This window comes from Streptomyces sp. NPDC041135 (genome assembly GCF_055592085.1).
Map to the genome: position 1 here is coordinate 318109 of NZ_JBVIYZ010000006.1, position 24518 is coordinate 342626.

General features: G+C 74.4%; 21 protein-coding genes. 10 read left to right on the forward strand and 11 right to left on the reverse strand.

What is annotated here, in order from left to right; translation table 11 throughout:
- Positions 1-71: 71 nt before the first annotated feature.
- Both ACZ6CZ_RS17195 and ACZ6CZ_RS17200 read right to left on the reverse strand, forming a co-directional pair.
- Entirely contained in the window at positions 72-1418 is a 1347-nt protein-coding gene (locus ACZ6CZ_RS17195; RefSeq protein ID WP_469021210.1) for an MFS transporter, read from the reverse strand.
- A gap of 28 nt (positions 1419-1446) precedes the next feature.
- Positions 1447-1884 (reverse strand): MarR family winged helix-turn-helix transcriptional regulator, encoded by a 438-nt coding sequence (locus tag ACZ6CZ_RS17200; RefSeq protein WP_469021213.1) that lies wholly within the window; start codon positions 1882-1884, stop codon positions 1447-1449.
- Positions 1885-2036: 152 nt separating this feature from the next.
- Between ACZ6CZ_RS17200 and ACZ6CZ_RS17205 the strand changes: the two genes are divergently transcribed.
- Positions 2037-2219 (forward strand): ribbon-helix-helix protein, CopG family, encoded by a 183-nt coding sequence (locus ACZ6CZ_RS17205; protein WP_469021216.1) that lies wholly within the window; start codon positions 2037-2039, stop codon positions 2217-2219.
- A 10-nt stretch (positions 2220-2229) separates the two neighbouring features.
- On the opposite strand, the gene ACZ6CZ_RS17210 is transcribed toward ACZ6CZ_RS17205, so the two are convergent.
- Positions 2230-3681, reverse strand: a complete 1452-nt coding sequence (locus ACZ6CZ_RS17210; protein ID WP_469021218.1) for an NCS2 family permease — start codon at positions 3679-3681, stop codon at positions 2230-2232.
- Positions 3682-3834: 153 nt separating this feature from the next.
- On the opposite strand from ACZ6CZ_RS17210, the gene ACZ6CZ_RS17215 reads away from it, so the two are divergent.
- Both ACZ6CZ_RS17215 and ACZ6CZ_RS17220 read left to right on the forward strand, forming a co-directional pair.
- Positions 3835-4134: a DUF2530 domain-containing protein gene (locus ACZ6CZ_RS17215; RefSeq protein ID WP_469021221.1), complete on the forward strand. Its 300-nt coding sequence runs from the start codon at positions 3835-3837 to the stop codon at positions 4132-4134.
- A gap of 82 nt (positions 4135-4216) precedes the next feature.
- Positions 4217-6670 (forward strand): HAD-IC family P-type ATPase, encoded by a 2454-nt coding sequence (locus tag ACZ6CZ_RS17220; RefSeq protein ID WP_469021224.1) that lies wholly within the window; start codon positions 4217-4219, stop codon positions 6668-6670.
- Between the two features lie 55 nt (positions 6671-6725).
- Here ACZ6CZ_RS17220 and ACZ6CZ_RS17225 read toward each other — a convergent pair whose 3' ends face one another.
- The 3 genes from ACZ6CZ_RS17225 to ACZ6CZ_RS17235 form a co-directional block, all read right to left on the reverse strand.
- Positions 6726-7604: a hypothetical protein gene (locus ACZ6CZ_RS17225; protein WP_469021227.1), complete on the reverse strand. Its 879-nt coding sequence runs from the start codon at positions 7602-7604 to the stop codon at positions 6726-6728.
- Positions 7605-7789: 185 nt separating this feature from the next.
- The gene (locus ACZ6CZ_RS17230; protein ID WP_469021653.1) at positions 7790-10972 is read right to left on the reverse strand and encodes a sacsin N-terminal ATP-binding-like domain-containing protein; all 3183 of its coding nucleotides are present in this window, start codon (positions 10970-10972) and stop codon (positions 7790-7792) included.
- A gap of 141 nt (positions 10973-11113) precedes the next feature.
- A complete protein-coding gene (locus tag ACZ6CZ_RS17235) occupies positions 11114-12040 on the reverse strand; it encodes a DUF3027 domain-containing protein (protein WP_469021230.1) in 927 nt (308 codons plus the stop codon).
- Positions 12041-12321: 281 nt separating this feature from the next.
- Here ACZ6CZ_RS17235 and ACZ6CZ_RS17240 point away from each other — a divergent pair, with 281 nt between their 5' ends.
- From ACZ6CZ_RS17240 to ACZ6CZ_RS17255, 4 genes are all read left to right on the forward strand, one after another.
- On the forward strand, positions 12322-13710 hold the full coding sequence (locus tag ACZ6CZ_RS17240; protein WP_469021232.1) for an MFS transporter: 1389 nt from the start codon (positions 12322-12324) through the stop codon (positions 13708-13710).
- Between the two features lie 62 nt (positions 13711-13772).
- On the forward strand, positions 13773-14246 hold the full coding sequence (locus ACZ6CZ_RS17245) for a DUF2771 domain-containing protein (RefSeq protein ID WP_469021234.1): 474 nt from the start codon (positions 13773-13775) through the stop codon (positions 14244-14246).
- Between the two features lie 23 nt (positions 14247-14269).
- Positions 14270-14965: a futalosine hydrolase gene (locus ACZ6CZ_RS17250; RefSeq protein WP_469021237.1), complete on the forward strand. Its 696-nt coding sequence runs from the start codon at positions 14270-14272 to the stop codon at positions 14963-14965.
- Positions 14955-15809 carry a 1,4-dihydroxy-6-naphthoate synthase gene (locus tag ACZ6CZ_RS17255; RefSeq protein ID WP_469021240.1) on the forward strand — a complete coding sequence of 285 codons (855 nt, stop codon included), beginning with the start codon at positions 14955-14957 and terminating at the stop codon, positions 15807-15809. The genes ACZ6CZ_RS17250 and ACZ6CZ_RS17255 overlap by 11 nt, the downstream gene beginning before the upstream one ends.
- A gap of 28 nt (positions 15810-15837) precedes the next feature.
- Here the strand turns inward: ACZ6CZ_RS17255 and ACZ6CZ_RS17260 are convergent, their stop codons facing one another.
- A complete protein-coding gene (locus ACZ6CZ_RS17260; protein WP_469021243.1) occupies positions 15838-16221 on the reverse strand; it encodes a cold-shock protein in 384 nt (127 codons plus the stop codon).
- A gap of 163 nt (positions 16222-16384) precedes the next feature.
- Between ACZ6CZ_RS17260 and ACZ6CZ_RS17265 the strand changes: the two genes are divergently transcribed.
- Positions 16385-16639 (forward strand): hypothetical protein, encoded by a 255-nt coding sequence (locus tag ACZ6CZ_RS17265; protein WP_469021246.1) that lies wholly within the window; start codon positions 16385-16387, stop codon positions 16637-16639.
- A 50-nt stretch (positions 16640-16689) separates the two neighbouring features.
- On the opposite strand, the gene ACZ6CZ_RS17270 is transcribed toward ACZ6CZ_RS17265, so the two are convergent.
- A complete protein-coding gene (locus tag ACZ6CZ_RS17270; protein WP_469021248.1) occupies positions 16690-17319 on the reverse strand; it encodes an HAD family hydrolase in 630 nt (209 codons plus the stop codon).
- Between the two features lie 107 nt (positions 17320-17426).
- A complete protein-coding gene (locus ACZ6CZ_RS17275) occupies positions 17427-18509 on the reverse strand; it encodes a hypothetical protein (protein WP_469021250.1) in 1083 nt (360 codons plus the stop codon).
- A gap of 153 nt (positions 18510-18662) precedes the next feature.
- On the opposite strand from ACZ6CZ_RS17275, the gene ACZ6CZ_RS17280 reads away from it, so the two are divergent.
- Both ACZ6CZ_RS17280 and ACZ6CZ_RS17285 read left to right on the forward strand, forming a co-directional pair.
- Complete coding sequence (locus ACZ6CZ_RS17280) at positions 18663-21203, forward strand: helicase-associated domain-containing protein (protein WP_469021252.1); 2541 nt, start codon at positions 18663-18665, stop codon at positions 21201-21203.
- Positions 21204-21335: 132 nt separating this feature from the next.
- Positions 21336-22979, forward strand: coding sequence for a DNA repair helicase XPB (locus ACZ6CZ_RS17285; RefSeq protein WP_469021255.1), 1644 nt, complete (start codon positions 21336-21338; stop codon positions 22977-22979).
- On the opposite strand, the gene ACZ6CZ_RS17290 is transcribed toward ACZ6CZ_RS17285, so the two are convergent.
- Together ACZ6CZ_RS17290 and ACZ6CZ_RS17295 are read right to left on the reverse strand one after the other, a co-directional pair.
- Positions 22937-24010 (reverse strand): glycosyltransferase 87 family protein, encoded by a 1074-nt coding sequence (locus tag ACZ6CZ_RS17290; RefSeq protein ID WP_469021656.1) that lies wholly within the window; start codon positions 24008-24010, stop codon positions 22937-22939. The two genes, ACZ6CZ_RS17285 and ACZ6CZ_RS17290, sit on opposite strands and share 43 nt — an antisense overlap.
- Positions 24011-24141: 131 nt before the next feature.
- The gene (locus ACZ6CZ_RS17295) at positions 24142-24327 is read right to left on the reverse strand and encodes a hypothetical protein (RefSeq protein ID WP_469021258.1); all 186 of its coding nucleotides are present in this window, start codon (positions 24325-24327) and stop codon (positions 24142-24144) included.
- Positions 24328-24518 lie beyond the last annotated feature (191 nt).

Here is a 24518-nt window from a genome sequence, read left to right on the forward strand (position 1 = left end):
CGGGGGGTGTCCCTCCCGGGGCCGGACCCGGACCCGGGAGGGGTGCGCGCGCCCGGGCGGGGGCGCGGGGGTTATGCGGCCGTCGCCAGCCGTTCCCGCTCGCGCGGGACGAACCGCACCTGCGGATGACCGTGGTGCCAGCCCACCGACAGCTTCAGGCCGCCGACCCGGGCCAGGAGCAGGCCGACCGTGACCGCGGCGGCGGCCGAGACCACACCGCCGAGGACGAAGCCGACGCGGGGGCCGTAGGTGTCGGTGATCCAGCCGACGAGCGGCGCGCCCAGCGGCGTACCGCCCATGAAGACCATCATGAACAGGGCCATCACCCGGCCGCGCATGGCCGGGTCGGTGGCCATCTGCACGGCGGTGTTGGCGGTGACGTTGACCGTCAGGCCGGCGATCCCGATGGGGACCATGAGCAGCGCGAACAGCCAGTACGACGGCGCCAGCGCGGCCACGATCTCCAGGGCGCCGAAGGCGGCCGCCGCCGCGATCAGCACGCGCAGCCGGGCCGTGCCGCGGCGGGCGGCGAGCAGCGCGCCGACCAGGGAACCGACGGCCATCAGCGTGTTGAACAGGCTGTAGGCGCCGGCGCCGGCGTGGAAGACGTCGTCCGCGTAGGCCGACAGCCAGACGGGGAAGTTGAAGCCGAAGGTGCCGATGAAGCCGACCAGGACGATGGGCCAGATCAGGTCGGGGCGGCCGGCGACGTAGCGCAGGCCCTCCCGGAGCTGGCCCTTGCCGCGCGGCGCCCGCCGCACCACGTGCAGCTCGCGTCCCCGCATCAGCAGCAGGCCGGCGATGGGCGCGACGAAGGACACGCCGTTGAACAGGAACGCCCAGCCCGTGCCGACCCCCGTGATCATCACACCGGCGACGGCGGGCCCGACCAGGCGGGCCGACTGGAAGTTCGCGGAGTTCAGGCTGACCGCGTTCTGCAGCTGGTCGGGGCCGACCATCTCGGAGACGAAGGACTGGCGGGCCGGGTTGTCGACGACCGTGGCCAGGCCGACGGCGAACGCGGTGACGTAGACGTGCCAGACCTGGACGTGGCCGGAGAGGGTCAGGAAGGCCAGCACCAGTCCGGTGAGGGCCATCGCCGCCTGGGTGGCCAGCAGCGTGGGGCGCTTGGGCAGCCGGTCGACGAGGACGCCGCCGTACAGACCGAAGAGCAGCATCGGCAGGAACTGCAGGGCGGTGGTGATGCCGACGGCCGCGGAGGAGCCGGTGAGGCTGAGCACCAGCCAGTCCTGGGCGATGCGCTGCATCCACGTACCGGTGTTGGAGACGACCTGGCCGATGAAGAACAGGCGGTAGTTCCGGACCTTCAGCGAGCTGAACATCGAGGACCGGGCGGGGCCAGGGGTAGCAGGGGTGGTCGGTGCGGGGGCGGAAGCTGCTCCGGGTCCCGTACTCAACAGGGTTCGCCTCCTTCGGTGGCTTGGCTTACAGGTGTGCGAGCTTCTCCAGCACGGGGGCGGCGGCGCGCAGCGCGGCCCACTCGTCCTCGTCCAGGTCCTCGACCAGGCCGGCCAGGAACGCGTTGCGCTTGCGCCGGCTCTCCTCGAGCATCGCCTCGGCCTGCTCGGTCTTGGTGACGACCTTCTGGCGCCGGTCCTCGGGGTGCGGCTCGAGCCGGACCAGCCCCTTGGCCTCGAGCAGCGCCACGATGCGGGTCATGGAGGGCGGCTGGACGTGTTCCTTGCGGGCCAGCTCGCCCGGGGTGGCGCTGCCGCAGTTGGAGAGGGTGCCGAGCACCGACATCTCGGTCGGGCTCAGCGACTCGTCGACCCGCTGGTGCTTGAGCCGACGGGACAGCCGCATCACGGCGGAGCGCAGGGAGTTCACGGCGGCAGCATCGTCGCCATGGGTAAGGTCCGGCATGTTCTTTAGCGTAACTCATTACCCTCCCTAAGGACCACCGGAGACACGCCCAGTGCCCGTGACCCTGGCCACTGAAACCCGCCCATCACCCGTACGAGTGATACGGGAACGGATCGGCGCGCACGGCGCCCGCCTCCCCCGACCCTCGTGCCATGGGGACCAGCGTGCTCAGCCTGCGGATGGACGGGGAGCTGCTCGACCGGCTCCGGCACCACGCGGCGAAAAGAGGAATGAGCGTCCAGGACTATGTGGTCCGGACGCTCATTCGGGACGACTTCGACGAGCGGTTCCAGACCGCGGTCGAGGAGACGGAGAGGTTCTACGGGGTCACCTGACCCCTGGGGCTCAGGTCAGGCCCAGGGCCGGCATCAGGTAGTAGAAGGCGAACACCGCGGAGACGACGTACATCGCCACCGGGACCTCGCGGGCCCGGCCGACGGCCAGGCGCAGCACCACGAAGGTGATGAAGCCCATGCCGATGCCGTTGGTGATCGAGTAGGTGAACGGCATCATCACCATGGTCACGAAGGCCGGGACGGCGATCGTGTAGTCCGCCCAGTCGATCTCCTTGATGGAGCCGGCCAGGATCAGGAAGCCGACCGCGAGCAGCGCCGGGGTGGCGGCCTGGGAGGGCACCATCGTGGCGAGCGGCGTCAGGAACAGCGCCACGGTGAACAGCGCGCCGGTGACCAGGTTGGCGAAGCCGGTGCGGGCGCCCTCGCCGACGCCCGCGGTGGACTCCACGAAGCAGGTGGTGGCCGAGGAGGAGCTGGCGCCGCCGGCGGCCACGGCGATGCCGTCGACGAAGAGGACCTTGTTGATCCCGGGCATCTGGCCCTGGGCGTCGGTGAGCTTGGCCTCGTCGCTGACGCCCATGATCGTGCCCATGGCGTCGAAGAAGCAGGACAGCAGGACGGTGAAGACGAAGAGGATCCCGGTCAGGATGCCGACCTTGCCGAAGCCGCCGAACAGGCTCACCTTGCCGAGCAGGCCGAAGTCGGGGGTGGCGGCGGGGTTGCCGGGCCACTTCGGGGTGGTCAGGCCCCAGGACGGCACCGTGGCGACCGCGTCGACGATGAGCGCCAGGACGGTCATCGACACGATGGAGATCAGGATCGCGCCGGTGACCTTGCGCACGATCAGCGCCAGGGTGAGCAGCGAGCCCAGCACGAAGATCAGCACCGGCCAGCCGTTGAGGTGGCCGTTGGCGCCGAGCTGGAGCGGGACGGTCGTCTGGGCGACATCCGGGATGCGGCTGACGAAGCCGGAGTCGACGAGCCCGATCAGCATGATGAACAGGCCGATGCCGATGGAGATGGCCTTGCGCAGGCCGTAGGGCACCGCGTTCATGACCCGCTCGCGCAGTCCGGTCGCCACCAGCAGCATCACCACGAGGCCGGCCAGGACGACCATGCCCATCGCGTCCGGCCAGGACATGCGGGGCGCGAGCTGGAGGGCGACGACCGTGTTCACGCCGAGGCCGGCGGCCAGGGCGATCGGGACGTTGCCGATGACGCCCATCAGCAGCGTGGTGAACGCGGCCGTGACGACCGTGGCCGTGACCAGCTGGCCGTGGTCGAGCTGGTGCCCGTACATGTCCTTGGCGCTGCCGAGGATGATCGGGTTCAGCACGATGATGTAGGCCATCGCGAAGAACGTCGCGAAGCCGCCGCGGATCTCCCGGCCGAGGGTGCTGCCCCGCTCGGAAATCTTGAAGTAGCGGTCTACGGCGCCGTATGCGGGCGCTCCGCCCGGCTGGTCGGGGGCGGGGACCTTGGCTGGTGCCGAGGTGGACATGCGGGACCTTTCCTCACCAGTGGGCGTCCCCCGAGCCCGATTGGTGGCTTTCTACGAATAAATGCGGCCAGAGGCAAACGGTTTCAGTATGAAGATATGAGTGCGGTTGCGCCATCTCCGCGCGTAGAACAGATCGGCTCGTAAGCTGTGCGCATGGCCGCTTTCTCTTCGGGACCCTTCAAGCACGAGGCGCCGGAGCCACTGGAAGGCCCGGTGGTCGCCACCGTCACCGGCGGCACGATCCTGTGGTTCGTGCTGTTCCTGGTCCAGCTGCCCTTCTACGGCTGGTTCGACGACCACGGCCACACCTGGTGGCTGTGGACGTGCCTGGCCGGAGGCGGCCTCGGGCTGATCGGCATCTGGTACGTCCGCAGGCGCGACGCGGCGATCAAGCGGTCGGCGGCCGCCCCGGCCGAACCCTCCGGGCGGCCCACCGCCTCCCCCTCCGAGTAGCACCCGGGGCCGACCGGGCGGTCCCAGGGGCCGTCGGCCGCTCGGCAGGTGAAGCCGTACGTCCGCACGTACCGTCGAATGCATGACGCACGTCGACGCGGGCGCCGGACTCGACCCCGTGCACCCTGTGCCGTCGCCCGTGCCGGAGACCCCGCCGGGCGGGCTGAGCGCGGCCGAGGTGGCCGCACGGGTGGCCCGCGGCGAGGTCAACGACGTGCCGGCCCGCAGCAGCCGCTCGCCCGCCGAGATCGTGCGCGCCAACGTCCTCACCCGCTTCAACGCCATCATCGGCGTCCTCTGGCTGCTCATGCTGTGCGTCGCGCCGATCCAGGACAGCCTCTTCGGCTTCGTGATCCTCGCCAACACCGGTATCGGCATCGTGCAGGAGTGGCGGGCGAAGAAGACCCTGGACTCCCTCGCGGTGATCGGCGAGGCGCGGCCCACCGTGCGCCGGGACGGCACCGCCACCGAGATCGCCACCGGTGAGATCGTGCTCGGCGACCTCGTCGAGACCGGCCCGGGCGACCGCGTCGTCGTGGACGGCGTCTGCGCGGGGGCCGAGGGGCTGGAGGTCGACGAGTCGCTGCTGACCGGCGAGGCCGACCCGGTGCCCAAGCGCCGCGGCGACCCGCTGCTGTCCGGCAGCTTCGTGGTCGCGGGGTCGGGGACGTTCACCGTCACGAAGGTCGGCCGCGAGGCCTACGCCGCCCAGCTCGCCGAGGAGGCCTCCCGGTTCACCCTGGTCCACTCCGAGCTGCGCACCGGCATCTCCACCATCCTCAAGTACGTCACCTGGATGATGCTCCCGGCCGCCGCCGGCCTGGTCGTCACCCAGCTCGTGGTGAAGAACGACGGCCTGAAGGACGCCGTCGCCCGTACCGTCGGCGGGATCGTGCCGATGGTCCCGGAGGGGCTGGTGCTGCTGACCTCCGTCGCCTTCGCGATCGGTGTGATCCGGCTCGGCCGCCGGCAGTGCCTGGTGCAGGAGCTGCCGGCCATCGAGGGCCTGGCCCGCGTCGACACCGTCTGCCTGGACAAGACCGGCACCCTCACCGAGGGCGGCATGGACGTCACCGCCCTGCGGCCGCTCGACGGCAGCGACGAGACCCACGTGCGCAAGGCGCTGGGGGCGCTCGGCGAGTCCGACCCGCGGCCCAACGCCTCCCTCAGGGCGATCATCGACGCCTTCCCCGACAGCGAGGAGTGGCGGTGCGTGGAGTCGCTGCCGTTCTCCTCCGCCCGCCGCTACAGCGCCGCCACCTTCAGCGAGGGCGACGGCGAGAGCAGCACCTGGCTGCTGGGGGCGCCCGACGTGCTGCTCGGCGACGACGACCCGGCGCTGACCGAGACCGAGCGGCTCAACGAACAGGGCCTGCGGGTCCTGCTGCTCGCCCGCGCCGCCCGCGACCTGGACGACCCCGAACCGGCCGCGGACGCCCGGCCCGCCGCGCTCGTCGTCCTGGAGCAGCGGCTGCGCCGCGACGCCGCCGCGACCCTGCGCTACTTCGCCGAGCAGAACGTGCGCGCCAAGGTCGTCTCCGGTGACAACGCGGTCTCCGTCGGCGCGGTGGCCGCCAAGCTCGGCCTGCCGGGCGCGGCGGTGGACGCGCGCCGGCTGCCCACCGGGCGGGCGGAGCTGGCCGAGGCCCTGGACGGGGCGAGCGTCCTGGGCCGGGTCACCCCGCGGCAGAAGCGGGACCTGGTCGGCGCGCTGCGCTCGCGCGGGCACACGGTCGCGATGACCGGCGACGGCGTGAACGACGTCCTCGCGCTGAAGGACGCCGACATCGGCGTCGCGATGGGCTCGGGCTCGGAGGCGACCCGGGCGGTGGCGCAGATCGTGCTGCTGGACGACAGCTTCGCCGGCCTGCCGTCGGTGGTCGCCGAGGGCCGCCGGGTCATCGGCAACATCACCCGGGTGGCCACGCTGTTCCTGGTCAAGACCGTCTACTCGGTGCTGCTCGCGGTGCTGGTGGTGTGCCGGCAGGTGGAGTACCCGTTCCTGCCCCGGCACCTGACCCTGCTGTCCACCCTCACCATCGGCGTCCCCGCCTTCTTCCTGGCCCTCGCCCCCAACACCGAGCGGGCGCGGCCGCACTTCGTCCGGCGGGTGATGCGGTACGCCGTGCCGGGCGGGGTGGTGGCCGGGGCGGCGACCTTCCTGACGTACCTGCTGGCACGCCACCACTACAGCGGGCCCGGCGCGCTGGACGCGGAGACCAGCGCGGCCACGCTCACCCTGTTCCTGGTCTCCCTGTGGGTGCTGGCCGTCATCGCCCGCCCGTACACCTGGTGGCGGGCGGCCCTGGTGGTCTCGATGGGGGCCGCGTTCCTGCTGGTGCTGGCGGTGCCCGCGCTCCAGGACTTCTTCGCGCTGAAGCTGGTGGGCACCGCGCTGCCGTGGGCGGCGGTGGGGATCGCGATGGTGGCGGCGGCCGTGCTGGAGGCGCTGTGGCGGTGGACCGACCGCCGGTCGGCCGTCCGGGAGAGCCGGGACGCCCGGGCCGGGGAAACGGTCCGGCCCCGGAGGCCGTGAGGTCTCCGGGGCCGGACGGGCGGTGACGCCCCGCGGGCCGGTGGGCCCGCGCCGCTTACTTCACGTCGACGAAGTCACCCGCGGCGCTGACCGCCGGGGTGGTCGAGGTGCCCGCGAAGGAGTAGCGGAAGTAACCGTCGGCCGTGGCCGTGGTCGTGGTCTTCAGGTTGCCCGAGGAGTCCGTCTTGACGGTCTTCAGCGTGGTGTAGGTGCTGGAGCCCGACTTGCGGAACTGCAGGGCCACCGGCTGGGCGGTGTAGCCGTGGTACTTGTGGTCCTCCCAGTTGGCCCGGGAGAGCTTGCCGGTGACCGTGATGGTGGCGCCCTTGCGCACCGGCTCCGGCGAGGCGTTGACCGTCTGCTGGGAGTTGCGCTGGACCAGGGTGGTGCCCAGGCCGAACTGCGCGGTGCTCGCCTCGGTGGCGTAGTTCAGGGCGAGGCCGCCGCCGTGCCAGGTGCCGGCGTCGGAGTTGATCAGCTCCTCGTAGTCCACGCCCGGGTAGATGTCGATCAGGCCGGTGCAGTTGGCGGTGGTCTCCGTGGCGGCGATGCAGGTGGCCGCCTCGTCGCCGAGCAGGACGTTGTCCGGGGCGTCGGCGGAACCCTTGTAGATGAAGGGGCCGTTGGCGAAGTCCTCGGAGGTGATGTCGACGTCGGCGCCGTGGGTCAGGGTGTACGTGACCTTGGTGGAGACGTGGTTGGTGGTACCGACCTTGACGGCCTTGGCGATCTTGAAGTTCGAGAAGGACACGTCGATGTCCCCGTCGGCGGCCGCGGCGCTGAAGGCGGACTTGCCGGAAGTGGCGTGCGAGACCGCCTGCCCCGCGACGGCGCGGTAGGACGAGGCGTCGTCGGCGGCGTGGGCGGCCGGCATCGCGAAGGCGGAGAGGGCCAGGGCGCCGGAGACGGCGGCCACGGTGGCACGAGTGCGCATGCGTTCCCCTGTGTGGGAAGGGTCCCGGCGACGGCCGCACCGCACGGGTGCGTCGTCGTCGCCGGAACCGAATGATCCTGGGAGCCTGCTGGCTCGCAAGATCAGATCCCCGGTGGATGCGAATGGTTGTACGGGATTCGAAAATTTTCCGGTAAACCAATGGGGGCAGACGCTCGCTCGAACACTCAGTCGAACCAGCGGTCGCGGGCCAGCTCCTGGGTCCGGGACGGGTCCTCCAGCAGGGCCGCCACCTCGAACCGGCGCGGCCACTGCCCGGCCGCCCAGGCCAGGCCCGCGGCGACGCCCTCCAGGGTGGCCGCGTGCAGCACGCCGTCGCGGGTGAGCCGCCAGTCGATCTCCACACCGTCCACGACGAGTTCGTCGTGCTCGACGTAGACGTCCGGGGTGCGCGGGCCGAGCAGTACCCGCACCGGCTCCGGTACGTCGTGCTCGGCGCCCTCGGAGGTGACCTCGCCGGTGACGGACTCGCTCAGCCGCCGCACCTGGAACAGCTCGGCCAGCTCGGCGGCCCGGGCCGGGCGCACCGGCAGCAGCGGCACCCCGGCGGCGAACGGCAGCAGGTCGGGCGAGTCGACGACCACGGCGTCGGCGGCGTCCACCACCTCCACCCGCCCGTCCAGCACGGCCCGCAGCTCGTCCGGCAGGGTCACCTGCTCGGGGTCGAGGTCGGCCAGCGCGCTGTACAGGCCGTGCAGCTGGGCGGCGGTGACCGGGCGGTCGGGGTCGGCGAGCCGGTCCAGCAGCTCGGCGGCGCCGCCGGGTTCGTCCAGCAGGGCGGCGACGGAGGTGCGCACCCCGAGGGCGCGCAGCACCTGCTCGTCCGCGAAGCCGGTGGCGTCGGCCTCGTCGTACAGGCCGCGCAGCAGCGGATCGCCGCCGGACGCCAGCAGTCCGGCGGGGCGGCGGCCGTCCAGCACCGGATGACCGCGCAGCCACCAGGCGGTGTACGGCCGTACCAGCTCGTGGGTGCCGTCGGGCAGCAGGATGCGGACCGGCTGGGTGAGCGCGTCGCGCAGCGGGGGGCGGGCCAGCAGGGCGAGGGCGCGCGGCCACTGGTCGTCGTCGACCAGGTCCAGGTCGCGGACGGCGACCAGCTCGGTGGCGACGGGCGGCACGGGCGTGTCGGGGAAGCGGTCGAGGATGTCCTCGCACCACACGTCGACGGCGTCCAGCAGACCGGCGTCGTCGGGAGCGGGGAAGTCGCCGTCCCCGGGCTCCAGTTCGTCCGGGTCGAGGACCACGTCGGTGGCGCGGACCAGCGCGAAGTCGGCGAGCACCCCGCAGGCGGTCAGCGGCTGTTCGCCCCACTTGGCGGCCAGCTCGCCGTCGACGGCGGCCAGTTCGCCCTCCCGGACGACCCGGGCGAAGGGGCTGCCGGGGAAGACCAGTTCACCGGCGGGGGCGAGTTCACCGTCCTCGTCGGGCAGGGCGAGCGCGCCCAGCCAGGGCTCGTCGCCCGGTTCCAGGTCCGCGTCGCGCACCAGGGCCAGCACGGTGTCGGCGAGTTCCTCGGCGTCGGGCGCGTCCTCCTCCCAGGACAGCGCGCCCTCGTCGTCGAGCGAGGCGGCGACGGCGGCCCGCACCTGCGGGGTGGTGAGCACCGCGCGAGGGGTCGCGGGCAGCGCGCCCAGCTTCTCCAGCAGCGGGTGGACGGCGTCCTGGTGGGCGACCTTCAGACCGAGCCGGGCCAGCATCCCGGCGTCGATGCCGGGCGCCTGCGCGGTGGGCAGCAGCACCTGCCGCGGGCCCACGGCCGTACGTCCCGCGGCGCCGCCGAAGCCCCGCGCGTCGTCCCCGGCCAGCGGCACCGGCAGCCCCGACAGCCGGTCGGGGTCGACGCCGGCGAGGCTGTCGTACAGCCGCCACCACCAGCCGGGGTTCTTCTCCAGGCCGGCCAGCCGGTCGATCGCGTCGGCCAGCGGCAGCCGGGCCACGCCGAGCGTGCGCAGCTCCGCGCGGCGCTCCAGGCCGGCCGGGAGCAGCGTGGGCAGCACCTCCGCGAGGACCCGGACGGTGTCCGCGCCCGCGCCCTCGACGACCTCGGCGTCCCGGGGGCGCAGCGCCTCCGGGAGGCCGTCGGCGTCGTCGGCGTCCTCGTCGCGGGGGCCGGCGGCAGGCGGCAGGAACGCGGTGCGCGGCAGCCGCTCCAGGATGGCCCGGCGCAGCGCCCCGTCCAGTTCGCCCTTGGCCAGCGGTCCGGGCACCAGGCCGATGACGCCCTCGGTGACCGGGCGCCAGTCGGCGAGGAGCCCGGCGTAGGCGTCCGCCGCCCGCTGGACCAGGAAGTCGGTCAGCGGGCCGGGTGCGGCGTGCCGGCGGGTGGTGTCCAGCGGGAAGGAGGCGATGAGCAGGGCGGGCACGCCCAGCGGCTCGTCGCTGGGCGTGGGGGCGTGCAGCACGGGGGCGGTGCGGGGGCGGGCCGGGGCGCCGTCGGCACTGGCGGGGTCCTCGGGCACCGCCCAGGTGACCGACCAGTGCGGGCGCAGCCGCTCCTCGACCGGGCGGTCGGCGAGCAGGTCCGGGGTGAGCGGCCCGTGCGCGGAGGCGGTGTGCCAGCGGGTGGTGCCGTCCCGGGAGTCCTCAACGACCGTGCGGCTGCCCTCGGTGCGGCGGGTGAGGGTGCGCGGCGGGGCGTCGCCGCTCTCGATCACCACCTCCGCGAGGCCGGGCAGGGCGAGCAGCAGGGCGTCGTCGACGGCGTGCAGCAGGCGTTCGGCGAGACCGGCGGCGGCCGGGTCGCGCAGCGGCAGGACGACGACCGTGTCGTACGGGCCGGGCGCGGTCCCCTCGGCGGCGAACGGCAGGCGCAGCAGCGGCACGTGCCCGTCGCGGCGGCGGATCTCGTCGCCCAGGCCCGGGCTGTGCCGGGCGGTGTCGGCGGCCAGCTCGCGTGCCTCGGCCAAGGACCAGCGGACGCCGCCGTGCCGGCCGAGGACGGCGGGCTCGTCGGTGACGGCGAGGACGGCGGCGAAGCCGACGCCGAAGCGGCCGACGGATCCCTGGGTGTGCTCGGTGCCGCGTTTGGCGGAGGCGCGCAGGGTGGCGAGCGACTCGACGCCGGCCGCGTCCAGCGGGGCGCCGGTGTTGGCGGCGGCCAGGACGCCGTCGCGCAGGGTGAGGCGGAAGCGGCCCGGCACCCCGGCGCGGGCGGCGGCGTCGGCGGCGTTCTGGGCCAGCTCGACGACGAGCCGGTCCCGGTAGCCGCCGAGGACCAGGTCCTCCTCGGCGTTGGCGTCCTCCCGGAAGCGGGCGGGGCTGGTCGCCCAGGCGTCCAGGACGCCACGGCGCAGACGGGCGGTGCCGAAGGGGTCGGCGCCCTCGGCCGCGGGCTGCACGAACATGCTCACGTTCACCTCTTCATCGTCACCGTGATGACGAAGGTACCGCTCGTCGGTACCGCGGTGCCGTCTGCCCCATGGGTGGTCCCGTGGCCCCGCGGCCGCGCCCGTGGGCGCTCGTCGGCCGAGGGGACGCGCCGGCGCGGGGTGTCAGGAGTGGCCGAGTTCCGCCGTGTCCTCGTCGGAGACCGCCGGCACCGAGCCCGAGTCGGGCGCCGGGCGCAGCGGGAAGGGGTCCACCCGGGTCTCGTCGATCACCGGCTGGGCCGGCTGGGGCGGCTTGGGCATGACCGCCGCCTCCGAGTGGCCGCCGCAGCCGTAGGCCAGGGAGACGACGCGGCCGTCGGCCGGGGAGAACTCGTTGGCGCAGACGCCGAAGGCCTGGCCGAGGGAGCCGCCGATGCGGGCGAGGAAGCCGCAGCTCTCGCAGGAGGCGGGGGCCGCCTGGGCCATCGGGGTCTTGGGGCCGAACGCCTCCTCCCAGCGGTCGGCGGCGATGTGCAGGCCGTAGCGGGAGAGCACCCGGGCGCGGCGCAGCCCCAGTTCCTCGGCGACGGAGGCGATCGACCCCCGGGAGGGCACGGTCGGCTGGCTCGCCGGGGCGCCCGGCGTGACCACCGCGTCCTCGGCCTCCGCCAGCTCGGCCAGGTCGGCGGAGAGCGGCGAGTTGGGCGGCGGCTCCTCGCTCTCGGCGTAGCCGGGCTCCAGGCGCAGGTCGTCCTGGTCGGTGGGCAGCAGGTCGCCGGGGCCCATGTCGCCGGGGCGCAGCCGCTCGCTCCACGGCACCCACTCGGGGGCGAGCAGGGAGTCCGGGCCGGGCAGCAGCACGACCTCGTCCAGCGTGACGAGCTTGGCGCGGGAGGCCCGGGCCACCGTCACCGCCCACCGCCAGCCGCGGTAGCCCAGCTCCTTGCACTCGAAGAAGTGCGTGACAACGCGGTCGCCCTCGGAGACCACTCCCGCGTGCTCGCCGACCACGCCGGGCGCGGCGGCCTCCTCGGCGGCGGAGCGGGCGAGGTCGACCGCCTCGGCGCACAGGCGGTCGGGGGTGCGGCTTCGCGTTGTCGCTGCGCTCACAGGTATCGCTTCTCTCCTACGCCGTCTCACGCGTGCGCCGGCCTCCGGCGGTGGGGCGGACGGAGCGGACCTGGGGGCCGCATCGACGTCCGCGTCCGACCGCGGGTCGGGCGCACCTGTGCCATCCATTCTGCGGGATGGCTGAGATACGCACGCTACCTGTTCGCGTGCGCTCGGCCTACACCGACGGGGGGGTTCGCCGCCTCGCGGTGATGTTTCCGGCCCGGCGGCCCGACTCGCTCGGTGCCAAACCGCACTACGGACCCCGGTCCCGGGGCACTATGAACCTCGTGGCAGCCGCGAGGTCATCCGAGGGCGCCGCCGGGGTCGGCGGCGCCGTTCGCGCGGTCGGACGTGCCCTGCACTACCCGGTCACCGGCACCGCTCGGGGCATCCGCAAGGCCACCCACGCGCACGGCGCTGGCGAGTCCGGGCTCGGCAAGCTGATCGAACTCCACGGGGTGAACGGCGCCGGCGACGTCATGATCACCGTGGCGCTGGCCTCCACCGTGTTCTTCTCGGTGCCGACCGACGAGGCCCGCGGGCGCGTCGCGCTGTACCTGGCGATCACGATGGCGCCGTTCACCGTGCTCGCGCCGGTGATCGGGCCGCTGCTGGACCGGCTGCCGCACGGCCGCCGGGCGGCGATGGCGGGGGCGATGCTGGCCCGCGCCCTGCTCGCGCTGATCATCTCGGGGGCGGTGGCCGACGGCAGTCTGGAGCTGTATCCGGCCGCGCTGGGCGTGCTGGTGGCGTCCAAGGCGTACGGGGTGGTCAGGAGCGCCGTGGTGCCCCGGCTGCTGCCGCCCGGGTTCTCCCTGGTGAAGGCCAACTCGCGGGTCACGCTGGGCGGACTGCTGGCGACCGGGGTGGCCGCGCCGGTGGGCGCGGGGCTCCAGACCGTCGGCTCCGCCTGGCCGCTGTACTGCGCCTGCGTGATCTTCCTCGGAGGGACGGCCCTGTCGTTCACCCTGCCGCCGAAGGTGGACTCCGCCAAGGGCGAGGACGTGGCGCTGCTCGCGGCCGACGCGGAGCACCTGCACGGCCCGCACCGCGGCCAGGTCAAGCGCCCCGGGCTGCGCACGGTCGGCCCGGCCGTCACGCACGCGCTCGGCGCCAACGCCGCCCTGCGCTGCCTGTCCGGCTTCCTGATCTTCTTCCTCGCCTTCCTGCTGCGCGAACACCCGCTGACCGGGGAGAGCGCGGCGGTGTCGCTGGGCATCGTCGGCGTCTCGGCGGGCGCGGGCAACGCGCTGGGCACGGCGGTGGGGGCCTGGCTGAGGTCGCGGGCGCCGGAGATCATCATCGTGACCGTGGTGGCGGTGGTGGCGGGCACGGCGGTCGTGGCGGCCGTGTTCTTCGGCGCGTTCCTGGTGGCCTGCCTGGCCGCGGTGGCCGGGTTCGCCCAGGCGCTGGCCAAGCTCTCGCTGGACGCGCTGATCCAGCGCGACGTGCCCGAGCTGGTGCGCACCTCGGCGTTCGCCCGCTCGGAGACGCTGCTGCAGATGGCCTGGGTGTTCGGCGGCGCCGTCGGCATCGTGATGCCGCTCAACGGCACCCTGGGCCTGGCGGTGGGCGCCGCGCTGGTGGCGGTCGGCTGGCTAACCACGGTGCGCGGGCTGCTGGGCTCGGCCCGGCAGGGCGGGACCACCCGGGCCCGCGTGGCGTAACGAACCGGGCACGCCGCACCCCGCATGGGGGGACGGCCCGCACCGCCCGATAGCCTTCGGTCATGACCACGCTGCAATCCGCTGTGCGACGCCGCCGCGCCGTCGCTGCCGCCGGTGCCGTTTCCGCGGGACTGCTCGTTCTGTCGGCCTGCGACAAGCCGTCGCCGATGTCGACGATCACCGTCGGCACCCGTTCGGTCAGCTCCGAGGCCACCTGCTACAACGACGGCGACGCCCTGGACACCGCGTCCCTGACGAAGTGCATCAAGGACACCGACATCGAGTCCATCAAGGTGGACCCGGACGAGACGGTCCGCCTCGGTGTCGACCCGAAGATCGCCGACAGCGGCTGGACGGTCCTGATGAACGGCCAGCCCCTGACCGACTCCAGCACCAAGACCTACCGCACCATCCCGGGCAGCGTGTTCTTCAACGCCCAGTACGGCGCGCAGGGCAACACGACCACGGTCTCCATCAAGGAGGGCGACAAGACGGTCAAGGGCCTGTGGTCCTTCAAGCTCAAGAAGGACTCCTGACCACGTCCCCGCCACGGGTACTGGTGGCCACCGCGGTCCTGCCCGAACGGGACGCGGTGGCCCGGGCGTTCGCGGGCCCCGCGCACGAGGTGCCGCTGCCGGGGGCGACCCTGCTGCGCACCGGCGCCGGGTACGACCTGCTCGCCGCCGGGGTGGGACCGGCGCTCGCCGCCGCCTCCACCGCCGCCGCGCTCACCGCGGCCGCCCTCACCGGCACCCCCTACGACCTGGTCGTCTCGGCCGGGATCGGCGGCGGCTTCCTGCCGGGGGCGCCGCTCGGCTCGCTGGTCGTCGCCGACGAGATCACCGCGGCCGACCTGGGCGCCGAATCACCCGACGGCTTCCTGCCGGTCACCGCGCTCGGCTTCGGGACCGTCACCCACCGTCCGCCGGAATCAGCCGTACGAGCGGCCGCCGGGGCGACCGGGGCCGCCACCGGAGCCGTCCTGACGGTCTCCACCGTGACCGGCACCGCCGCCCGCGCCGCCACGCTGCGCGCCCGCCACCCCCGCGCCCTGGCCGAGGCCATGGAGGGCTTCGGGGTGGCCGAGGCGGCCGCCGCGCACTGCGTGCCCGTGCTGGAGATCCGCGCGGTGTCCAATCCGGTGGGCCCGCGCGACCGCGCCGCCTGGCGGATCGGCGAGGCGCTCGCCGCCCTCACCGAGGGCTTCGGGAAGCTGCCGGCCGCCCTGGAGAGTTGGAACACCCATGACCACTGAGCCTCTGCGGACCGCCTACTCCCCCTGCCCGAACGACACCTTCGTCTTCGACGCCCTGGCCCACGGCCGCGTCCCCGGCGCGCCCGCCCTGGACGTCACCTTCGCCGACATCGACCTCACCAACGGCATGGCCGAGCGCGGCGAGTTCGACGTGCTGAAGGTGTCGTACGCCGCCCTGCCCTACGTCCTCGGCGACTACGCGCTGCTGCCCTGCGGCGGCGCGCTGGGCCGGGGCTGCGGGCCGCTGGTGCTCACCCGGGAGGCGGGGGCTGCGGTGGACCTGGCGGGCCGCACCGTCGCGGTGCCGAGCGAGAGGTCGACCGCGTACCTGCTGTTCCGGCTGTGGGCGGCGGACACCGTGCCCGGCGGGGTCGGCGAGATCGTGGTCATGCCGTTCCACGAGATCATGCCGGCCGTGCGGGACGGCAAGGTCGACGCGGGGCTCGTCATCCACGAGGCCCGCTTCACGTACCAGGACTACGGGCTGCACCGGCTCGCCGACATGGGCGAGCACTGGGAGGCCACCACCGGGCTGCCGATCCCGCTGGGCGCGATCATCGCCAGGCGGTCGCTGGGCGCGGACACGCTGCGGCTGCTCGCCGAGTCGATCCGGACCTCGGTGCGGGCGGCCTGGGACGACCCCGAGGCCTCCCGCCCGTACGTCATGGCGCACGCCCAGGAGATGGACCCGTCCGTCGCCGACCAGCACATCGGGCTGTACGTCAACGACTTCACCGCGGACCTCGGCGAGGACGGGTACGCGGCCGTCCGCGGGCTGCTCACGCGCGCGGCGGCCGAGGGACTGGTGCCGCCCCTCGGCCCGCGGGCACTCGACTTCCCCTGACGGGCCGTGCCGGCCGGGCGGCGGGCGGTCAGACGTCCAGCTGGTCGGCGACCGCCCGGAGCAGGCCGGCGATCTTCTTGCCGGAGGCCTTCTCGGGGTAGCGGCCCTTCTCCAGCATCGGCGTGATGTTCTCCAGGAGCGTCGTCAGGTCCTGCACGATCGAGGCCAGCTCGTCCGGCTTGCGGCGGGTCGCGGCCGCGACCGACGGGGTGGGGTCGAGCAGGATCACCGACAGGGCCTGGTCGCCGCGCTGTCCGGCGACCACGCCGAACTCCACGCGCTGTCCCGGCTTGAGCACGTCGACTCCGGCGGGCAGGACCGAGGAATGGACGAAGACGTCACCGCCGTCGTCACGGGAGAGAAAGCCGAAGCCCTTCTCACTGTTGAACCACTTGACCTTGCCGGTAGGCACGTCTGTCCTCGTCCTCGTACTCGTCGGAAAACTGCTGGGAAAGGGCTCTTGATAGCACTCGGGCGGGTCGACCTCGACCCGCCGGTACCAAGGCTAATGGTCTTGGGGCCGCTGACAAGACGTCCCCCGGTTGTTCCTTCGCGCTGGGAACTACCCTGGTCCGGTGCGTGACAAAACCCAAACGAATTCCGCCCGGCCCGGCGACGGACTGATCCGCGCCGGTGCCCTGGTCTTCTTCGCCGGAGCCGTGGCCACCCTGGTCACCGTGGCCCCGCTGCTGCTCGGCGCGACGCCTTTGCCGACGTACATGTTCGGACTGAGCATGCTGATGGGCGTCGGCTTCCTCATCGCGGGCGCGGGACTGCTGCGCTCCATCGCGGACGGCCGCCGCCGGGACCGGGACGCGGCCTCCCGGTAGCCCCGGCAGGGCCGGGTGACCCTCGGGGCAGGGGCTCAGGCGGCAGGGGCTCAGGCGGCCCGGCGGTGGCCGGTGAGCCAGGCCGGGAAGGCGGACAGGTCGTCCAGGACGACGTCGGCCCCGGCCGCGCGCAGTTCCGCGGGCGCGCACGGGCCGGTGGCCACCGCCACCGACAGCGCCCCGGCGGTGCGGGCGCCCCGCACGTCACCGACGTGGTCGCCGACGTAGACCGTCGCGCCGTGCTCGCGCAGCGCCCGCGCCTTCTCCTCGGCCCACAGGTCGCCGACGACCGCGTCGGGCTCCATCCCGAGGTGGCTGAGGTGCAGCTTCGCGTTGGGCTCGTACTTGGCGGTGACGACGAGGGCCCGTCCGCCGGCCTCCCGCACGGCCGCGATGGCCTCCCGGGCCCCGGTCATCGCCAGGGTCGGGGCGATGGCGATGGCCGGGTACATCTCGCGGTACAGGGCGGCCATGGGCCCGACCTGCTCCGCCGGGAACCAGTTGAGCAGCTCGTCGGCGAGCGGCGGTCCCAGCCGGCTGACCGCCAGGTCGGCGTCGATGTACGTCCCCGTCCGCTCCGACAGCGCCACGTAGCAGGCCCGGATGCCGGGCCGGGAGTCGATGAGCGTCATGTCGAGGTCGAAGCCGACGGTGAGGGCGGGGAGCGTCATGCCCGCCATTGTGCCCGGGGCCCGCGACGGCCGGCCGGGCCCGCTCATCCACCGGACGCGCTGGTCCACCGGACGCGCTGGTCCACCGGACGCGCTGGTCCACCGGACGCGCTGGTCTACCGGACGCGCTGCGAGCGCCACAGCAGGAACAGCGCCGAGGCGACGGCGGCGCCCCGGACCACCCAGGGCCAGGTCTCCGTGAGGGCTTCGCCCAGGTGACCCTGGGCGATGGGGGCGCCCCAGCGGCCGTCGGTGCGGCCCCAGAGCCAGACCACGCCCGCGGCGAGCGCCAGGCCGGGCAGGCCCATCACCGCCCACTTGGTCTCGGCCGCGGTGAGGCGGCGGGAGCCGTAGGCGATGAGCCAGCCCAGCAGCAGCGCGAACCAGTTGCCGAGTACGGCACCGGCCACCAGGGCGGCGGCGGCGAGCAGCAGCAGGGGGTTGCTCCAGCGGGCGGCCGGGCGGGACAGCCGCCGGCCGGGCAGCAGCCGGCGGCGCGCCGGGGCGGGGGCCGCGGCGTCCGGGGCCGCGGCTGCGTTCGGGTCCACGGCGGTGTCCGCCCCGATGCGGGCCGGGGTGCCGGTGGGCGCCGTGCCGGTGGGTGCGGGCCGGCCGGGGAGGCCGTCGCGGTCCGGCCGGTCCTTCTCGGGGCGCTGGAGCAGTTCCGGGATCTCCACGCCGCCCACGAAGCCGGGCACGCTGTCGCCCGGACCGAACGGGCTGCTGTCCGTCCGCCACCAGTCCGGCTGCGCGGCGCTGTCCCCGAGTTCATGCGCGCCGGCCAGATGCGGCGGCGACGGCACGTCCGGCCGGGCGGGCCGCTCCGGTTCGGCGGGCGGCCCGGGTTCGGCGGGCCGGGGCCGCGGCACGATCCGGCGCAGCCCCTTCGGCCGGTCCCCGCCCCGCGGCCCGCGCTCGGAGGTCACCGGCTGCACGGGCACCGAGGCCGCCGGTGCCCGCGGGGCGTCCCCGCCGTCGCCCGCGGCCGCGACGACCTCCTCCGGGGAGCCCAGCCGGTCCACGATGCGGCGCACGGCGGCGGGCGAGTCCACGACCGCCTGGGCGCGCCGCCGGTCGATCTCGTCGCGCAGCCGGGACACCAGCCGCATCCGGGCGGACGACGGCAACTGGCGCTGCTGCGCCACGTCACCGACGCGGCTCAGATACTCGTAGACGACCCGGTCGCTCTCGATACCCACGAAGTCCCTCCGGGGGCAGCGGTGTTGTTCCCCGGTGCACGAAGGTACCGCTTCCGCGCGGGTGCCCGGCGGGGCGGGGCGGCCGGCGCACCGCCCCGCCGGGGCCGTCCGCGGGCATCCCCACGGCCACACCCAGCCGGTACCGTTGGCCGGATGAGCACCGAGGAGAAGCCCGCGGCCCCGCGTTCCCTCGCGGAGGCGCTGCGCGCGAGGGACGACACCTCCCTGGCCGCGCTGCTGCGCGCCCGCCCGGACCTCATCACGCCCGTCCCCACCGACCTCACCCAGCTCGCCACCCGCGCCGGGACCCGCGCCTCGGTGCTGCGCGCCCTGGAGCGGCTGGACCGGTTCGCCCTCCAGACGGCCGAGGCGCTGGCCGTGGCCCCCGACCCGGCGTCCTACGGCGACCTGCTCGGTCTGATGGCGGGCGACGCGGGCGATCCGGCCGTCGCCGCCGCGCTCCCCCGGGCCCTGGGCACCCTGCGCGAACAGGCGCTGGTCTGGGGCGACGACGACCGGCTCAGGCTGGTGCGCACGGCCCGCGAGGTGCTCGCGCCCGGGCCGCAGCACCCGTCCCCGACCGGGCTCGGCCCGAGCGTGCGGGAGGCGACCGCGGGCATGTCGCCGGGGCGCATCCAGGAGATCGTCGGCGCGGCCGGACTGCCGTCGACGCACGACTCCGTCTCCGCAGTCGCCGCGCTGAGCGCCCTCTTCGGCGACCGCGCGCGCATGACGGCCCTGCTGGACACCGCGCCCGCCGAATCCCTTGAGGTGCTGTCGCGGCTGGTGTGGGGGCCGCCGTACGGGCAGGTGACCGCCGATCCGGCGGCCCATCTGCGCTGGCTGCTCGACCGGGGCCTGCTGCTGCCGACCGCGCCGGGCACGGTGGTGCTGCCCCGGGAGGTCGCGCTGCACCTGCGGCGGGGCCGCGCGCACCGCGCGGCCGAGCCGGTGCCGCCCGCCGTCGAACCGGCCGCCACGCACCGTCCACAGGTGGTGGACGCCACCGCCGCCGGGCAGGCCTACACCGCGCTGGACACCATCGAGGAGCTGCTGAAGGACTGGGACGAGGGGGGTCCGGCCGTCCTGCGGGCCGGCGGGCTGAGCCAGCGGGACCTGAAGCGGACCGCCGTCGCCCTCGACGTGGCGGAGCCGGTGGCCGCCTTCTGGGTGGAGCTGGCCTACACCGCCGGGCTGATCGCCTCCGACGGCGAGGCCGACGAGCGCTACGCCGCCACCCCCGCCTACGACGAGTGGCTGGAGCGGCCGCCCGCCGAGCGCTGGGGACGGCTGGCCCGGGCCTGGCTGACGGCCACCCGCACGCCGGGGGTGATCGGCGGACGCGACGGCAAGGACCGCACGCTGTCCGCGCTCGGCCCCGGCCTGGACCGCTCCGCCGCCCCCGAGGTGCGCCACCGCGTCCTGAGCCTGCTGGCCCAGCTCCCCGAGGGCGCCGCCCCGGCCGCCGACTCCGTACTGGCCCGGCTGGGCTGGGAGCGCCCGCTGCGCGGTGCGCAGCGCGGCCGGCCCGAGGACGACCTGCGCTCCCGCCTCGCCCTGTGGACCCTGTCGGAGGCGGAACTGCTGGGCGTGACCGGGCGCGGGGCGCTGTCCGGGCACGGGCGGGCGCTGCTGGGCGCCCCGGCCCCGGCGGGGCCCGCGGCCGAGCCCGCCGGGCCCGGGGACAAGCTGCCCGTGCACCACCGGCCCGCCGCGCCGCTGGAGCCGCTGAGCGGGTCCGAGCAGGGTGTCGCCACCGCCGCCGCGGTGCGGCTGCTCGCGCCGCTGCTGCCCGAGCCGCTGGACCACGTCCTGCTCCAGGCCGACCTCACCGCGGTCGCCCCCGGCCCGCTGCAACGCCCGCTCGCCGAGGTCCTCGGGGTGCTCGCGGACGTCGAGTCCAAGGGCGGGGCGACCGTCTACCGCTTCACCCCGGGCTCGGTGCGCCGCGCCCTGGACGCCGGCCGCAGCGCCTCCGACCTGCACGACTTCCTCACCGCCCACTCCCGCACCCCGGTCCCGCAGCCGCTCGCCTACCTGATCGACGACGTGGCCCGCAGACACGGCCGGCTGCGCGTGGGCGCGGCCTCGGCGTACGTCCGCTGCGACGACGACACCCTGCTGAACGAGATCCTGGCGGACAAGCGGTCGGCGGGTCTGCGGCTGCGCCGGCTGGCCCCGACCGTGCTGGCGGCCCAGGCGGACCCGGGCGCGCTGCTGGAGGGGCTGCGCTCGATGGGGTACGCGCCCGCCGCCGAGTCCGCCGAGGGCGACGTGCTGATCACCCGGGCGCACGCCCACCGCTCCCCGCCGCGCACCGCCCCGGAGCCGGTCCCGGACGGGCCGCCGCCGCCCGACGCCACGCTGCTGGGGGCCGCGATCCGGGCGATCCGGGCGGGTGACCTGGCGGCGACCACACCGCGCCGGACGACCGGTGCCCCGCTGCCCGGCGGCGAGCTGCCCCGCACCTCCCCCGCCGAGACGCTCGCCACCATGCAGGCCGCCGTCCTGACCGGTGAGGCCGTGTGGATCGGCTACGTCAACGCCGAGGGCGCCGCCAGCCAGCGCGTCATCGCCCCGGTCCGCGTCGAGGGCGGCTTCGTCACCGCCTACGACCACACCGCCGACGAGGTGCGCACCTACCCGCTGCACCGGGTGACGGGGGTCGCGGAGCTGGCGGACGAGCAGCCCTGACCGCCGGCCCCGGCGGGCCCACCCGGGCCGGCCGGCCGCGGCCGGCCCTGATCACCGCCGGAAATGGCACACTGGACGTTTGGCCGCTGCCATGGGCGCGGGGAACATGGCCACAGGGAAAGGGGGCCGCGCGTGAATGGTCCACTCATCGTCCAGTCCGACAAGACGCTGCTCCTGGAGGTCGACCACGAGCGGGCCGACGACTGCCGCCGGGCCATCGCGCCGTTCGCCGAGCTGGAGCGGGCGCCGGAGCACATCCACACCTACCGGGTGACCCCGCTGGGCCTGTGGAACGCCCGGGCGGCCGGGCACGACGCCGAGCAGGTCGTGGACGCGCTCGTGGAGTTCAGCCGCTACCCGGTGCCGCACGCGCTGCTCGTCGACGTCGCCGAGACGATGGACCGCTACGGGCGGCTGACGCTCAGCAAGCACCCGGCGCACGGGCTGGTGCTCACCACCACCGACCGGCCGGTGCTGGAGGAGGTCCTGAAGTCCAAGCGGATCATCCCGCTGGTCGGCACCCGGCTCGACCCGGACACCGTCGCCGTGCACCCCTCCGAGCGCGGGCAGATCAAGCAGACGCTGCTGAAGCTGGGCTGGCCCGCCGAGGACCTCGCCGGCTACGTGGACGGCGAGGCGCACCCGATCGAGCTGGCCGAGGACGGCTGGGCGCTGCGGCCCTACCAGAAGCAGGCGGTGGAGAACTTCTGGCACGGCGGCAGCGGAGTGGTCGTGCTGCCCTGCGGCGCCGGGAAGACGCTGGTCGGGGCCGGGTCGATGGCCCAGGCGAAGTCGACGACTCTCATCCTGGTCACCAACACCGTCTCGGCCCGGCAGTGGAAGCACGAGCTGGTCAAGCGGACCTCGCTGACCGAGGAGGAGATCGGCGAGTACAGCGGGACGCGCAAGGAGATCCGCCCGGTCACCATCGCGACCTACCAGGTCCTGACGACCCGTCGCAAGGGCGTCTACCCGCACCTGGAACTCTTCGACTCCCGGGACTGGGGCCTCATCGTCTACGACGAGGTGCACCTGCTGCCCGCGCCCGTCTTCAAGTTCACCGCCGACCTCCAGGCGCGGCGCCGGCTGGGTCTGACCGCCACGCTGGTGCGCGAGGACGGACGGGAGTCGGACGTGTTCTCCCTCATCGGGCCCAAGCGGTTCGACGCGCCCTGGAAGGAGATCGAGGCGCAGGGCTACATCGCGCCCGCCGACTGCGTCGAGGTCCGCGTCAACCTCACCGACACCGAACGGCTGGCGTACGCCACCGCCGAAGCCGAGGAGAAGTACCGCTTCTGCGCCACCACCGCGACCAAGCGGAAGGTCACGGAGGCGATCGTCCGCCGGTTCGCCGGGCAGCAGATCCTCGTCATCGGCCAGTACATCGACCAGCTCGACGAACTGGGCGAGCACCTGGGCGCGCCGGTCATCAAGGGCGAGACCTCCAACGCCCAGCGCGAGAAGCTGTTCGAGTCCTTCCGGCAGGGCGAGATCAGCGTGCTGGTGGTCTCCAAGGTCGCCAACTTCTCCATCGACCTGCCGGAGGCCACGGTCGCCATCCAGGTGTCCGGCACGTTCGGCTCCCGGCAGGAGGAGGCCCAGCGCCTGGGCCGCGTGCTGCGCCCCAAGGCCGACGGCCACCAGGCCCACTTCTACTCGGTCGTCGCCCGCGACACCATCGACCAGGACTTCGCCGCCCACCGGCAGCGCTTCCTGGCGGAACAGGGCTACGCCTACCGGATCATGGACGCGGACGAACTGCTGGCGGACGGCTGATCGTCCCCCCGGGCGGACGACCGGGCCCCGGCCAGCGCCGCGAACAGCAGCACCGGCACCAGCAGGGCGTACGGCGAGGCGAGCGGCTGCTGCCACCAGGGCAGCCGCAGGTCCACGTCGCCCCGGTGCGGGACCAGCCACATCGTGCGCGCGGTGAACACGGCCGCCGTCAGCGCCACGAGCAGCGGGCGGCCGTCGGACAGCAGCACCGCCAGCAGCGGGACGCACCACACCCAGTGGTGGGACCAGCTGACCGGGCACACCAGCAGACCCGTGAAGGCGGTCAGCAGCACGCCCCAGCGGGCGTCGCGGACCCGGGCCGCCGCCCACAGCCCCGCCACCGCCACGGCCGCCGCCGGCAGCGCCCAGGCCGGTCCCGGCGCCGGGTCCCCCAGCGCCCGGGCGATCAGGCCCTGGAGCGACTGGTTGTCGACGATCCAGACCTTGCCGACCCGGCCCGTCTCGTACAGGCGGCGCGTCCAGAAGTCCACGCTCGCCGCGGGCAGCAGCAGCGCCCCGAGCAGGACGGTGCCGGCGGCGGTCGCCGCGGCCGTCGCCGCCTCCTTCCTGCGGCCGGTCAGGAGGAGGTAGGTGATGAAGACGGCCGGGGTGAGCTTGACGCCGGCCGCCAGGCCGACGGCCACGCCCCTGGCCCGGGCCCCGGCGGGCCGGGTGAGGTCCCACAGCACCAGACAGGCGAGGGCGAGGTTGATCTGGCCGAACAGGACCGTCTGGAAGACCGGTTCGAGCCACAGGGCGAGCGCGGTGGCGGCGCAGCGGGCGGACGGGGACAGGGTGCGGCCCGCCAGGCGGGCGGAGAGGGCGACGAGGACGGCGAGCAGGAGCGCGTTGCCCGCCAGGGACGCCGCCTTCAGCACCGGGACGGGCGGCCAGGCCGCCGGGACGAACAGCGCGGCCGCGAAGGGCGGGTAGGTGGCCGGCAGCCGCCACCGGGTGGCCGTGAAGCCGTACAGGTCACCGCCGTGCGCGGCGGCCTCGCCCTCGGCGCGGTAGACCAGCGCGTCGGCCATCGGGGCGTGCCGCAGGAGGCAGAGGGCGGAGAAGGAACCGAGGGACAGGAGCAGGAGGCTGGGGGCGAGCAGGCGGGCAGGAAGCAGGCGGGGCGTCGCCGTCCGTCGGGGCACGGGGCGACCTTATGGGGTCAGACGCGGCGTATGCCCGCTTCCTCGCCGTACTCGCCGAGGACGACGACGCTGAAGGCGGCGCTGAGGAACACCCGGACGGCCCGCACGGCGTCGCCCAGGCGGTGGTGGGTCACGCCCGTCACGGCCGTGGCGCCGGACGGGGGACGGTGGACAGGGATGTGGTTGACGGCTGCTGCGCTCATGACTCCATGGTGGAACACCGGACATACCACGCGCATCGGCCTGCGGGTCGGTATCCGGCGGCCGTCCGTCCACCCCCGGACGGACCCCGTCCCCTACCCCCGACCGGCGCCTTCCCCTAGGGGGAGAGCCTCCCGCCGGCCGGACGGCAACGAAGGCCGTTCTCCCGGCGGCGGGGGGCCGCGCGGAAAAG